Source organism: Candidatus Cloacimonadota bacterium, assembly GCA_021734245.1.
Classification (GTDB): domain Bacteria; phylum Cloacimonadota; class Cloacimonadia; order Cloacimonadales; family TCS61; genus B137-G9.
In genome coordinates this window covers 1-13,078 of sequence record JAIPJH010000092.1, presented here as the reverse complement: position 1 = coordinate 13,078, position 13,078 = coordinate 1, and the positions used below count along the sequence as shown (strand labels likewise).

The window sequence follows — 13,078 nt, the reverse complement described above, 5'->3', positions numbered from 1 at the left end:
TCAATTCTTATATCAATCTAAATATCCCAATTCTTTCATCATATTCACAGCTTCTTTATTTGCCATGAATTCTTCTATCCGTTTTTTATGTTCCGGTTTCTGCCATTTTCCGATAGCACCTGTATGAACCTGTTTCACACCATCTTTCCAGTGTTTACTTTGCTTCACATTGGTTGCATCGATCCAGTTTTGCATTTCTTTGGTAAAAGGTTCATCGATAAATTCGCAAATTTCTTTCAAATATGGTAGATAATCTTTAACCAAATCTTCATAAAAAACTGTATAAACATAAGGTTTGTCTCGCAAAGGCCAACCAATCTTCACACTTCTGAGCCAGCGTTTGGTGGAAACCCAATATTCGTCGGGACGATGCTTGGGATGTTTGGAAACAACAACATCTCGCCCATCGCGGATCAAGTGAATTATCTTAACTTTTCCATTATAATAGTCAGCAATTTTTTCGATGTGTTCCACATGTCGGGGAGTTTTTTCCAGCCAGCGAGTTGCTGTTTTATCGATGCCATGAAACAGAAATTCCCGATACATTCTATCGATGCGATACGGAAAATATTTGTAAGGCTTATTTCTTACTTTTGTCCATCGATCGAAAGCATAAGTTTGTTCGGGAATGGCAAAAATATTGGGATGTGCTCCCAGCATGGAAAGCAGAAGCGTGGTTCCTGAACGAGGAGAAGCAGTGATAAAAATAGGCTCTCTGCTGAAATTTTTTTTTTCGATCCTGCGACCCAGAAATCTGACAATTGGATTTACAGTTACTCGTTTTATGGCATCTTCAAATTTATTCATGATCTATTCTTTTCTCAATTTCTGGATAAAATCAACAGCACGCTGAACAGCACTGCCTTCCACATAAAAACTGGCTTCAACCATTTTTTTATAAACTTCGTTATATTTTGGATTTGTTAGATTTTGATCCACCATTTTCAGGATATCATCACCTTCCTTATAAAGATCAGCATTTTGGCGAATATCCATTTCTTTCGGCATTTTGTGATAATTATCGAATTTATTATCGATGATGATCATTGGTCTCTGTAAAATCAGGAATTCGTAAATTACCGATGACATGTCACTTATCATCAAATCAGAAATCACAAAATCATTGAATGTATCTTGCTTGATAATATTTGAAGCATTGGAAAAATAAACGTGTTTGATACCCTGAAGTATGCCCTGTAATTTCAGGAAATAACTGTATTTCTGATCGTGGTAATGTGGACGAATTATCAAGTTATGCTTTTTGGTAACTTCTCTGGCAAAATGAAGAGCATACTTTTTGAGTGTGCCATCACCAAAACGCCAGGTAGGAGCGTATAAAATATTCTGGCGGGAAGTATCTTTGATCTTCAATCTTTTATATTCTTTTTCTTTGGAAAAATTACCACTCAGATAATCATCGAAACGCAATCCCCCGATCTCAACCAGTTTCTCCCTGGAAAAATGCAGTCCAACTTCTTCCAGTCTTTTCAGGTTTTTGGGTCCGGACAGAAAAATGTAATCGTATTTGGAAAGCTTCTTTAATGCTTTTTTATGAGATTTTCCACCGTAACGTTTGTCACTGGTTCCATGCTCGTGAAAAATTGTGGAATTTTTGCCGTAATCATCTTCAGGCCAGATGCTGTTGGAAAGAAAGAAAATAACTCCATCCAATTTTGATAATTCCGGTCGTGAACGAACGATTACATTTGGCGTTTTCAAAAATGATTTTTCTCCGAATTTTGCCAGATTCACGAAATATCTTTTAAAGTGTATAAATCTTCGCCGATCTCTAACCACAAACGTTCCACCGATTTTGTTATAAACCGGCAAGGCATAAGAAAATTGATAAATATTATTTGCGTAATAATATACTTCTTTCATTTAATTTTTTTTAATCCTTTCTTCCTAAATTTCTACAATCTTCTTTTTTTTCTCCTGAGAAGGGGAAATGCCAAAGGTAGAAGGTGTAATTAATTGTCATTTTTATATATTCTTAATCCAGAAAAACATTCGGAAGAATCCGGATTTGCCGAATACATTCCGAAGTTTATTTATCTTCTTCATACAATTTCTCTTTCACACTTTTATCATCAAATTTAAAATTCCACTCTTTCACAGGTGTCTGCCAATTTCCATAATGCTCAGTTAAATATCCTTTATAATCTTCAGGAATGGAATATTTTTTCCCATTATAATCCAGTTTCCCAAGTTCATCATAAAATCTGCGAGGAACGCTTTTCAGCACAGGTTTGTGAACTCCAACCGTCCAATAATATTCAGCACCGATCAGTTTTTTTACAAATACATCCACACAAACATCACTCTGAAAAAAAGGAAGAGAAAAATGCTTGATCTTGATCATGCGCAATTCGCCTTTTTTAAAATACTTCAGATTTCGCTGATAACGCTTCACTCTGACTTTATAGCCAAGTTTTCGAAAAGCATCCAGGTTGCGCAGAAACTTATCGGAATCATGTCTTCTAATTGTAATATCGACATCATCATCCCAGGGCAGTAAACGATTCTCCCTCACAATTCCCAGCAGCGTTCCAGCTTCCAAAATGTATGGTATCTCATGTTCTTCCATTACTTCTGTAATTTTCTGCAGCATTTTATTGGCAATTCTGGCGTATTTTCCAACCAGTTTTTTGGGGCCTGGCATCTAAATTCTCTCCATCAATTCATCAATTTTAGCTTTTACACGAACTGAAGCGTTTCCATCCAAATCGGTAAAAAAATAATCTCTGTATTCCTGCAGTTTCTGTTTCATTTCATCGGTTGGATTCAGTGCTTTCTCTACCGCAGGAAGCAGATCTTCAGGTTGGAACATGTGACTAAAAGCACCTTTCAGCCACTCAGACGGATTAACAGAAACTGATTCCATGCCATCTGAATGTTTCAATTTACTCATGGGTAAAACGTAAATGATTCCATGCTTTCCAAGAGCCAGAAATTCATTGATCACACTGGAAGTATCACTGATGATAGTATCGGCTAAAACAAGGTATGGATAAATATCGAAATCTTCTTTTCCGATGAGGAAAACATCGGGATTCTGAGCTGCAAGTTTCTCATAAAATCTGTGCTGACTGTGTGGTGCATATTTTCCACCCCAACTGTAGGGATGCAGCTTGATGATAAGATTGTATTTCGGCAAAAGCTGAGTTATTTTGGATTGCACAAAACTGATGCAGCTTGGTTTGTAGGAAGGTGCAAATAGCACGGTTTTCTTACTTTTATCTAAACCCAGTTTTTTCCTTAATTCATCAGGTTTGTAATATTTTTTCCAGAAGAGCGGATCGAGTTTGGGAATGCCGGTAATGTAAAAATCTGCTGTGTTTTCCCAACCCAGACTTTTGATATAATCGTACCAGTATTGACCTTCCAGAAAAACGTGATAATGATAATCCGGTTGTTTTTTTATGTTGCGGATTCGCAAGGTTTTTGTACCCACACCATGATCGAGATGAACTCGCACACAATCTCCGTATTTTTCAGGATTTTTAAGGACATCTCCGCAAATCACCAGATCAAAACCATTAGTTTCTGAGGTAATTTTCAATCCCTGTTTTTTCAATTTTGTTTCGATTTCTTTGGTTTGAGAAATCAGGAAAATTCCCAGCCAGCGTTTATGGTCTTTTCCCACATGAAAATAGATATCGTATTTTGGATCTTTGGAAAGTTCCAAATACATGGGATATAAAGAATTAAAATAATATTCCTTTTTCAGATCGAAAAGCACTTTTATCATCATTAGCATCCCGAGATATAAATTATCATCTCAAATACCCTTTCTTGAACTTGGAATGATAAAGTATTTGAAGTTTTCTGAACAGATTTAAAGGCTTTTTAACTTCTTCTAATTCATTCTTATTTTCGATAAGTTTTTTGATCAATCTCTCAGATATTTTTCCATCCAGATAAGGATTTATTTCAGAGATATGTTTCTTCCTGTTTTTGCTATGAGTTTTTAGATTCAGCATACTCCAATCCAGAACATCACGCAGCATTTCAGGATCGCAAATATCGATTCCTTTATCAAATCTACTTCTTGTTTTGTAAGTTATTACTGGTTTATCCAATATCATGAATTCATACAAAACCGAGGAAGTATCGGAGATCAAAACGTCAGCTGTATGCAGATAAGGAGTGATATCATAATCATCTATAAATAAAGTATTACTTTTCATTTGATTTTTAAATTTTGCAACCAGATCTTTATTCATTAATTCATGAAATTTTATCAGCCAGAAATCATCTTTTTTGACAATATTTGGAATCACTTCCATCAATTCAGTTGCAGATTCCATTTTACTGCTGTGAGTAGGAGCAAACAGAATGATCTTTTTATTTTCCGGAACTTCTGGAATTTGTTTGGTTTGAAATTCTAAAATGTGATCGACTTTCGGCCAACCGGTTTCAATCACTTCAAAATATTTATGTTTCCTTTTCATTTCTCGAAAACGATCCGTTACAAATGGACCGGAAGTACAGTAACAATCGAAGAAATGACGAATTTTGTAATGTGAATCTTTTTCCACTCCCAAACCGTGAAAAATTTGAACTTTTACTCCTGGAATTCTGTAATCAACAAAATTGCCGGGAACCAGCACGAAATCCGGAGTGAAATTGACAGCATCATCTAAATTATTCAGCAATTTATCCTTTTGTAAGACTTCAGGAAAATTGTTTCTCACCTTTCTGGAAACAAAAAAAACATATTCATGATCTGTAGTATCCAAGAATTTTATAATAGGTTGAATGATAGGAATAGAATATTTTTTGGAAATGTAAAACAGAAATTTCATAACTTAAGAGTTGTCAGCAAACTGAATTTCATACAAAGTTTGATACCTTTCACAGTTTTCCAAAAGTTCCTGGTGAGTTCCAATTCCCACCACTTTTCCCTGATCCATCACGATAATTTTATCGGAAGACAGCACAGTAGAAAGTCGATGAGCGATTACGATAACGGTTCTGTTTCTAGTTGCTTGTTCGATGGCTTGCTGAACTTTCTGTTCCGATTCGGAATCGAGAGCACTGGTAGCTTCATCGAAGATCAAAATAGGTGGATTTCCTACAATAGCACGAGCAATACAAAGTCTCTGCTTTTGACCACCCGAGAGATTACCACCTTTGGGAGAAACCATCGCTTCATAATAACCCGGCATCGTTTCAATAAACTCATCAGCAAAAGCGATCTGAGCAGCTTCTTTCACGTCTTCCTCAGAACACTCTTTTAAAGAGCCGTAACGAATGTTGTTGGCAATTGTTTCATGGAATAGAATGGATTCTTGAGTTACCGTACCAAACAGAGTTCGCAGGTCACGCAGATTTATATTTTCAATCGGAGTTCCATCCATTTTTATCACTCCGGAAGTAGCATCATACATTCTGGAAAGCAGGTTTACGATCGTTGTTTTACCTGAACCGCTATTTCCCACCAGAGCGACCTGCTGTCCCTTTTCTATCTGGAAGGAAACATCTGTAAGAACCTCCTGATTGTCATCATAAGAAAAACAGACATTTCCCAATTCTATTTTTTCATTAAAACTATCTTTAGAAATTTGAGATTCGCTTTCCATGATCTCAGATTTACGATTGAGAATATGATAAATACGATCCAACGAAACAAGAGCACGACGAATATCGGCATACGCTTCTGTAATTTTTTTTATGGGATGCAGCATCGAAAATAATGCCAATAGAAATGAAGTAAAAGCTCCCAGGGTAAAAGTTGTGTCATGAGCCAAAATTGCTTTGCCGCCAATGATCAGGACAAGAATTCCCATTATTGTTCCGTTAAATTCCGAAAGTGGAACATTGAAGGCTTTATAGATCATTGCTTTTCGCCAGAATTTGAAATTTTTCAGGTTGATAGATTTGAATTTTTCCATCTCATATTCTTCGCGCGAAAAGGCTTTCACGATTCGCATACTGTTAAGTGATTCTTCCACATTCGAGAAGAGATTTGACGACTGTTTCTGAATGCGTTTGGCATATTTCTTTATTTTGTTACCAACATAATTTATAGCTAAACTGAAAATGGGAAGAAGAACTAAACTGATAAGAAATAATCTCGTATTTAATATCAAAGCCAGATTGGCGTACATCATAATAAGAACTGCATTCCTGATGACAATAAACAGTGAGTGAATGAAAAATTTACTAATGATACGAACATCTTCGACCATGCGAACCAGAGAATCTCCAACCTTGTTCGAGCCGAAAAATGCCAGTGATTGATAGAGATATTTTTTGAACATCTGGTCGCGAATTTCTTTTACAGTTATTCCCCGTAAATTTGCAAACATAACTTTGTTCATAAAAAAGAAGAAGTTCTTCAGCACAATCAATATAACAACGGTGATACTGATCATCCAGAGCAAAAGCATCGGATCAGTTTTGGAAAAAACTTCGTTCAGACCATTCAGAAGATGTTTATAATTTTCATTTTCAAACAGATTGAAAAAACCACCATGAGCAGAGATATAAGAATTAATGCTCTTTATCAATTGCGTTCTGAACACAGGAAAAGTTTGTATCGAGATCAATTCAGGATTAGATTTAAAAACAAAATCGAAAAGTGGTATTGCCATTGTAATGCTCACACTGCTGAAAGCTGCAAAACCCAGCATGAAGAATAATCCAGCCAGTAAATAGCCCCAATGATGAAGCATAATTTTATATAGTTTTCTTAAATTACTCATTCAAATCCTATTTTATCTAAACATTCAAATTTAATTATAAACTAATTTTCGGAGCTAAGAATTGTGTCAACAAGAAAGTGGTAAGCTATTTTATTTTAGTTTCTTATATATTATTATTAAATATAGAAATTTCTTTACAAAGAAGGAACAGTTTTTTCCTTTGTCCTTTCTAACAGATAACAAGTTTTGTAGTGGATTTTTTTGTTAGATTAAAAAAATAAAAGGAGGAAATGCATGGCATTAACACAAGAAGCCAAAACGGCTATCATGGCAGAGTTTAAACTCCATGAGAGTGATACAGGTTCACCTGAAGTTCAAGTTGCTTTACTCACCAATAGAATTCAGCAGATCACTGAACACTTGAAAGTTCATAAGAAAGACTTTCATACTCGCAGAGGACTTCTGAAACTTATCGGTCAGCGTCGTCGCTTGCTGGATTACATCATGAAAAAAGACATTGAACGTTACCGTAAGCTTATCAAAGCACTTGGAATCAGAAAATAGATTCATGGAGAAATTGGGAAGGGGGAAATTTCCCCTTTCCTGCTTATTAACAAATTGAAATTGGTAAGGAATGGTGAGCAATAAGTTAAGCTTTGGAATGTACTGATCTTAACCTATTGCTTTTTATTCCTTGCCCCAAAAAAGGAGAAAACAATGCACAAATTTGACATTAAGAAAAAGTCAATTGAAATCGCCGGAAAAAATTTAACAATCGAAACCGGCAGAATGGCAAAACAAGCAAATGGCGCAGTATTTATGACTTATGGTGGAACCAGTGTTCTGGTTACAGCCACAGCTGCCAAAGAACCAAGAGAAGGAACTGATTTCTTTCCATTAACCGTAGATTTCATCGAGAAATACTATGCTTCCGGTAAAATTCCAGGTGGATTTTTTAAAAGAGAAGCAAGACCTTCCACAACAGCTACTTTGAATGCTCGACTTATCGATCGTCCGATCCGACCTTTGTTTCCCAAAGGGTTCAGAAATGCAGTTCATGTCGTTGTTACAGTTCTATCTTTCGACGGTGAAAATGATCCTGGTGTACTGGGAATTTTGGGAGCATCTTTGGCTCTTTCCATTTCCGATATTCCATTTAACGGCCCTTGTGCCAGTGTGAAAGTGGGACTCGTTGATGACGAGATAGTGATCAATCCAACTTCTGAACTCTTAGAAAACTCTAAGCTCGAACTGGATGTAGCAGGTACAAAAACTGCCGTTGTGATGATCGAAGCCGGAGCAAAAGAAGTTAGCGAAGAAAGAATGATGGAAGCAATTTATGCAGGTCACGAGATCATCAAAGATCTGGTAGTTCTGCAGGAAGAATTCATCAAAGACGCCGGAAAGGAAAAGATGGAATTTCCATTGGATTTAGTTCCGGAAGAAATTTTGAAAAATGTAGAAAAAGATTTCGGCAAGGCAATAAAAGATGCAGCCAATGTTTCGGGAAAATTAGAACGTTATGAAGCTGTAGATAAAATCAAAGCTGAAATTCTTGAAAAATATAAAGATGAAATCGGTGAAGAGTTTGAAGAACAGGAAAGATATTACCAAAATGCTTTTGAAGAGTTATTTGCAAAATTCGTTCGTGAAGCTATTTTGAAAAACAATCATCGTGTAGATGGACGCGGAATGGATGATATCCGCGATATCACTTGTGAAATTGATGTACTTCCGATCGTTCATGGTTCAGCGCTTTTCACTCGTGGAGAAACTCAATCACTGGGAACAGTTACTTTGGGAACCGGCAGAGATGAACAGATAGTAGACGGTTTGGCTGATGAATTCAAAAAGAACTTTTTTCTGCATTACAATTTCCCGCCCTTCAGCGTGGGAGAAGCAAGTTTTATGCGCGGTCCCGGCCGTCGAGAATTAGGTCACGGAGCTTTGGCAGAACGTGCAATCCTGCCAATGATTCCTTCCAAAGATGACTTCCCTTATACATTAAGATTGGTATCCGAAATTCTGGAATCCAACGGATCATCCTCGATGGCATCAGTTTGCAGTGCCACACTTGCCCTCATGGCTGCTGGTGTTCCAATTCAAAAGCCCGTAGCAGGAATTGCCAACGGACTGATCATGGATGGAGAAGATTTTGTAGTGTTAACAGACATTATGGGATTGGAAGATCATCTGGGAGACATGGACTTTAAAGTAACCGGAACAAAAGACGGAATCACAGCCATGCAGATGGATATAAAAATCGAAGGAATCACCAAAGAAATTATGGGAATCGCATTAGAAAAAGCAAAAGTTGCTCGCTTCTATATTCTTGATAAGATAACTGAAGTTATTCCTGAACCTCGTAAAGAACTGGCAGATACTGCTCCACGCATCGAATCTTTCAAGATCGATCCTGATAAAATTGGTGCAGTTATTGGTTCCGGTGGAAAAATGATCAAACAAATTATCGAAACGACCGGAGCTGAAATAAACATCGATGATGATGGTACAATTTCTATTTCTTCTGCCGACAAAAAATCTATCGATCATGCCACAAAAATTGTTCAAGACATCGTTGAAGAACCAGAAATGAACGGCATTTATGAAGGTACTGTCAGCCGAATCGAAACTTACGGAGCCTTCGTTAAATTCATGAGTGAATCCAAAGAAGGGCTTGTTCATATTTCACAACTTCATACCGGAAGAATAGCTCAAGTAGAAGACATGCTGAAACTGGGAGATACTGTAAAAGTAAAATTCATCGGTCTTGATCGAGGAAAATACAAACTTTCTATGAAAGGTGTGGAAGGTAATCCGGAACCTAAAAAGGTTTCTGAATACATCAGTAAGCCATCATCAGAAAGAAACTCAAGTAGCCGAGACAGACATCATAACCCAAGAAATAGAGACAACAGAAATAGAGATAACAGAGATCGAGATAACAGAGATCGAGGAAATAAAAAAAGATATTAATCCAACTTTGAGGTAAAGATGGAAAAATATAAGATCAAAGATATAAATCTGGCTGATTATGGCCGTAAAGAGATCACAATAGCTCAGAAAGAAATGCCCGGTTTGATGGCATTAAGAGAAAAATATTCAGAAGCAAAACCCTTGCAGGGTGCTCGTATTACCGGCAGCCTTCACATGACGATTCAAACAGCAGTTCTCATCGAAACTTTAGTTTCTTTGGGAGCTGATGTTCGCTGGGCAAGCTGCAATATTTTCTCTACTCAGGATCATGCTGCTGCTGCAATTGCCAAAACCGGAATTCCTGTTTTCGCCTGGGAAGGTGAAACTATCGAAGAATACTGGTGGTGTACAAAGCAGGCTCTTTGCTTTCCAGATGGAAAAGGTCCACATCTTATCGTGGATGATGGTGGTGATGCTACACTTTTTTTACATAAAGCAGTCGAATATCAGAAGAATAATTCTATTGCAGATGTGGAAACAGATGAAGCTGATCTGAAAGCGATTTATAAGCTTCTAAAAGAAACCAAAGATCGTGATTGGCAGAAAATGGCAAAAGAGATCAAAGGCGTTTCGGAAGAAACGACAACCGGAGTTCATCGTCTTTACCAGATGATGGAAGCTGGAACTCTCCTCTTCCCGGCTATCAATGTAAATGATTCGGTCACAAAATCGAAATTCGACAATCTTTATGGCTGTCGAGAATCTCTGGCAGACGGCCTGAAAAGAGCAACGGATGTGATGGTAGCAGGAAAAATCGTAGTCATCTGCGGTTATGGTGATGTTGGAAAAGGTTGTGCCCAATCCATGCTGGGATTTGGAGCTCGAGTTATCATTACCGAGATCGACCCGATCTGTGCTTTGCAGGCAGCGATGGAAGGTTTAGAAGTTACCACTTTGGAAGATGCACTTTCCGAAGGAGATATTTTTGTTACTGCTACCGGCAGCTGTGATGTGATCACAACAAAGCATATGCAGAAGATGAAAGACCAGGCAATTGTTTGTAATATCGGCCATTTCGATAACGAAATTCAAGTGAATGCTCTCTACAATCTTCCAGGAATTAAGAAAGTGAAGATCAAACCGCAGGTTCATCAGATCTTTTTCCCGGAAGGAAATTCAATAATTCTGTTATCAGAAGGACGTTTGGTTAATCTTGGAAATGCGACAGGACATCCTTCTTTTGTAATGAGTAATTCCTTTACAAATCAGATAATGGCTCAATTGGATCTCTGGCAGAATCCTAAAGAAATTGGAGTTTATTTCCTTTCCAAAAAACTGGATGAAGAAGTTGCCAGACTACATTTGGAGAAACTGGGTGTAAAGCTGACAAAACTAACAAGCAAGCAGGCAGAATATCTGGGAATAGATGCTGAGGGACCTTTTAAACCAGAACATTATAGATACTAATTTATTAAATCTTAACTTAGTTTTGATATATATTTTTTATATTTAAATAAATAGATTTTAGGAGTAGTTAATGCAGATCATCAAAAAGATCGAAAACAAATCGGCTATCGTCGGTGTTATCGGCCTCGGATATGTTGGCTTGCCGATGGCTGTAACCGTAGCAAGAAAAGGTTTCCGAGTAATCGGAGTTGATGTAAGTAAATACGCCGTAAACCATGTAAATGCCGGTCAGAATTACATTGGTGATGTGGATGATGATGAATTGAAAGAAATGGTAGAAAATGGCAGATTATCTGCAACTTTTGATTATGGAGAAATGAGAAAAGCAGATATCATCATGATTGCTGTTCCCACACCTCTCGATAAATATCAGCAACCTGATTCTTCTTTTGTGCAAGCATCCGTGGATTCCCTGGCAGAAAATGTTTCCAAAGATACTTTAGTTATTTTGGAAAGCACAACTTATCCTGGCACGACCGAAGAAATTTTAGCACCGGCCTTTCAGAACAAAGGCTTTAAAATTGGTGAGGATATCTACGTTGCTTTCTCTCCGGAACGAGTTGACCCGGGAAATAAAAGCTACAAAACCAATAATACACCAAAAGTTGTAGGTGGAATCACTGAAAAATGTAATAGAATTTCAGAGATTTTCTACAAAGCAATCCTGGATGCACCAATTCATCTTGTTTCATCTCCAGCAGTTGCAGAAATGGAAAAGATCTATGAAAATACATTCAGAAATATCAATATTGCTCTGGCAAATGAAATGACCATTCTGTGTGAAAGAATGGGATTGGATGTTTGGGAAGTTATCGAAGCAGCTAAAACCAAACCTTATGGTTTTATGGCGTTTTATCCCGGTCCTGGTATTGGCGGTCACTGTATTCCGCTTGATCCTTTCTATCTTACCTGGAAAGCTCGTGAATATGGATACCATACTCGTCTTATCGAGCTGGCTGGAGAGATCAATAATGCCATGCCCAGTTTCGTAATTGCCAAATTGACAAATATTCTGAATGAAAAAGGAAAAGCCCTTTCCCAAGCTAAAATATTACTTTTGGGAGCTGCCTACAAAAAAGATATTGAAGACATGCGTGAATCACCTGTTCAGGATTTGATCGTAATATTAGAAAAGAAATTTGCTAAATTTGATTACAACGATCCCCATGTACCTGAATTTCACAATGAGTTGAATGATACACAATATCAATCGGTCGATTTAGACAAAATTGAAGAATATGATGCAGTGATAATCGTTACAGATCATACATCATACGATTACAAAGATATTCTGAAAAGAGCCAAATTGGTATTGGACACGCGTCATGCCTGCAATGGTTTGAAAGCAGAAAACTTATACAGGATGTAAAAAAAATATCCGGGGTGCTTTTGCATCCCGAATTTTAATTATGGCAACGCATAAACCGGTCGAAGTCGAAGAAATTCTGGGTAAACTGGAAATATCTTCAGATAGAAAATGGCTTGTGGTTCGCACCAAACCTCGCCGTGAGAAAAAACTGGCAGATTTTGCAGGGAAAGCGGCAATTGATTACTATCTTCCTCTCAAAGACAGCGAGAAAATCTATGATAATAGAAAGATTGTTTTTACCAAACCACTCTTTCCAGGATATGTGTTTGTTCATTGTAATTTTGACGAAAAAAGAAAGCTTATTCTAACAGGACATACTGCACATTTTCTAAGAGTGCGAAATGAACAGGAATTGATCGAGGAACTAAACCAGATATATCTTGGTAAAAAACAAGGTGCTAAATATAAGAATGTTCCCTTTCTTTCGGAAGGAACTAAGGTTAAAATTACCGGTGGACCATTTGAAGGCTTGACAGGATTTGTGGTAGATCAAAATAATATAGAAGAAGTTGTGTTACAGGTAAAACTGTTGCGAGAAGCCGTAGCAGTGTCTGTAGATTCAGATCATATAAAAGTGACAAGATAGTTTTTTGAACATCGAAACAGAAAATTGTGGAGATAAATTTTATCTCGAAACCGATTTACAAAAAAAGGAGCATTTATGGCTGATTTTGAA

General features: G+C 37.2%; 11 protein-coding genes. 5 read left to right on the top strand and 6 right to left on the bottom strand.

Going from position 1 to position 13,078, the window contains the following annotated elements; genetic code table 11:
• Positions 1-12: 12 nt before the first annotated feature.
• The 6 genes from K9N40_11480 to K9N40_11455 form a co-directional block, all read right to left on the bottom strand.
• The gene (locus K9N40_11480; protein MCF7815087.1) at positions 13-807 is read right to left on the bottom strand and encodes a sulfotransferase; all 795 of its coding nucleotides are present in this window, start codon (positions 805-807) and stop codon (positions 13-15) included.
• 3 nt (positions 808-810) lie between these two features.
• The gene (locus K9N40_11475) at positions 811-1,881 is read right to left on the bottom strand and encodes a CDP-glycerol glycerophosphotransferase family protein (protein MCF7815086.1); all 1,071 of its coding nucleotides are present in this window, start codon (positions 1,879-1,881) and stop codon (positions 811-813) included.
• A 166-nt stretch (positions 1,882-2,047) separates the two neighbouring features.
• Complete coding sequence (locus K9N40_11470; GenBank protein ID MCF7815085.1) at positions 2,048-2,662, bottom strand: LicD family protein; 615 nt, start codon at positions 2,660-2,662, stop codon at positions 2,048-2,050.
• Positions 2,663-3,754, bottom strand: coding sequence for a CDP-glycerol glycerophosphotransferase family protein (locus K9N40_11465; protein MCF7815084.1), 1,092 nt, complete (start codon positions 3,752-3,754; stop codon positions 2,663-2,665).
• A 22-nt stretch (positions 3,755-3,776) separates the two neighbouring features.
• The gene (locus K9N40_11460) at positions 3,777-4,808 is read right to left on the bottom strand and encodes a CDP-glycerol glycerophosphotransferase family protein (GenBank protein MCF7815083.1); all 1,032 of its coding nucleotides are present in this window, start codon (positions 4,806-4,808) and stop codon (positions 3,777-3,779) included.
• 3 nt (positions 4,809-4,811) lie between these two features.
• Positions 4,812-6,680 (bottom strand): ABC transporter ATP-binding protein/permease, encoded by a 1,869-nt coding sequence (locus tag K9N40_11455; GenBank protein MCF7815082.1) that lies wholly within the window; start codon positions 6,678-6,680, stop codon positions 4,812-4,814.
• A 264-nt stretch (positions 6,681-6,944) separates the two neighbouring features.
• On the opposite strand from K9N40_11455, the gene rpsO reads away from it, so the two are divergent.
• The 5 genes from rpsO to K9N40_11430 all read left to right on the top strand — a co-directional run bounded on the left by rpsO (position 6,945) and on the right by K9N40_11430 (position 12,988).
• Entirely contained in the window at positions 6,945-7,214 is a 270-nt protein-coding gene (gene rpsO / locus K9N40_11450; protein MCF7815081.1) for a 30S ribosomal protein S15, read from the top strand.
• A 153-nt stretch (positions 7,215-7,367) separates the two neighbouring features.
• Positions 7,368-9,626: a polyribonucleotide nucleotidyltransferase gene (pnp, locus tag K9N40_11445; protein ID MCF7815080.1), complete on the top strand. Its 2,259-nt coding sequence runs from the start codon at positions 7,368-7,370 to the stop codon at positions 9,624-9,626.
• Between the two features lie 18 nt (positions 9,627-9,644).
• Complete coding sequence (ahcY, locus tag K9N40_11440) at positions 9,645-11,033, top strand: adenosylhomocysteinase (protein MCF7815079.1); 1,389 nt, start codon at positions 9,645-9,647, stop codon at positions 11,031-11,033.
• Positions 11,034-11,103: 70 nt separating this feature from the next.
• Positions 11,104-12,402, top strand: coding sequence for a nucleotide sugar dehydrogenase (locus tag K9N40_11435; GenBank protein MCF7815078.1), 1,299 nt, complete (start codon positions 11,104-11,106; stop codon positions 12,400-12,402).
• A 40-nt stretch (positions 12,403-12,442) separates the two neighbouring features.
• On the top strand, positions 12,443-12,988 hold the full coding sequence (locus tag K9N40_11430; protein ID MCF7815077.1) for a hypothetical protein: 546 nt from the start codon (positions 12,443-12,445) through the stop codon (positions 12,986-12,988).
• Positions 12,989-13,078 lie beyond the last annotated feature (90 nt).

Excerpts from the sequence above, each read along its gene's own strand:
- K9N40_11475 (MCF7815086.1), bottom strand. The coding sequence starts at position 1,881 with ATGAAAGAAGTATATTATTACGCAAATAATATTTATCAATTTTCTTAT.
- ahcY (MCF7815079.1), top strand. The coding sequence starts at position 9,645 with ATGGAAAAATATAAGATCAAAGATATAAATCTGGCTGATTATGGCCGT.
- K9N40_11460 (MCF7815083.1), bottom strand. The coding sequence starts at position 4,808 with ATGAAATTTCTGTTTTACATTTCCAAAAAATATTCTATTCCTATCATT.
- K9N40_11435 (MCF7815078.1), top strand. The coding sequence starts at position 11,104 with ATGCAGATCATCAAAAAGATCGAAAACAAATCGGCTATCGTCGGTGTT.
- K9N40_11470 (MCF7815085.1), bottom strand. The coding sequence starts at position 2,662 with ATGCCAGGCCCCAAAAAACTGGTTGGAAAATACGCCAGAATTGCCAAT.
- pnp (MCF7815080.1), top strand. The coding sequence starts at position 7,368 with ATGCACAAATTTGACATTAAGAAAAAGTCAATTGAAATCGCCGGAAAA.
- K9N40_11480 (MCF7815087.1), bottom strand. The coding sequence starts at position 807 with ATGAATAAATTTGAAGATGCCATAAAACGAGTAACTGTAAATCCAATT.
- K9N40_11455 (MCF7815082.1), bottom strand. The coding sequence starts at position 6,680 with ATGCTTCATCATTGGGGCTATTTACTGGCTGGATTATTCTTCATGCTG.
- K9N40_11430 (MCF7815077.1), top strand. The coding sequence starts at position 12,443 with ATGGCAACGCATAAACCGGTCGAAGTCGAAGAAATTCTGGGTAAACTG.
- rpsO (MCF7815081.1), top strand. The coding sequence starts at position 6,945 with ATGGCATTAACACAAGAAGCCAAAACGGCTATCATGGCAGAGTTTAAA.
- K9N40_11465 (MCF7815084.1), bottom strand. The coding sequence starts at position 3,754 with ATGATGATAAAAGTGCTTTTCGATCTGAAAAAGGAATATTATTTTAAT.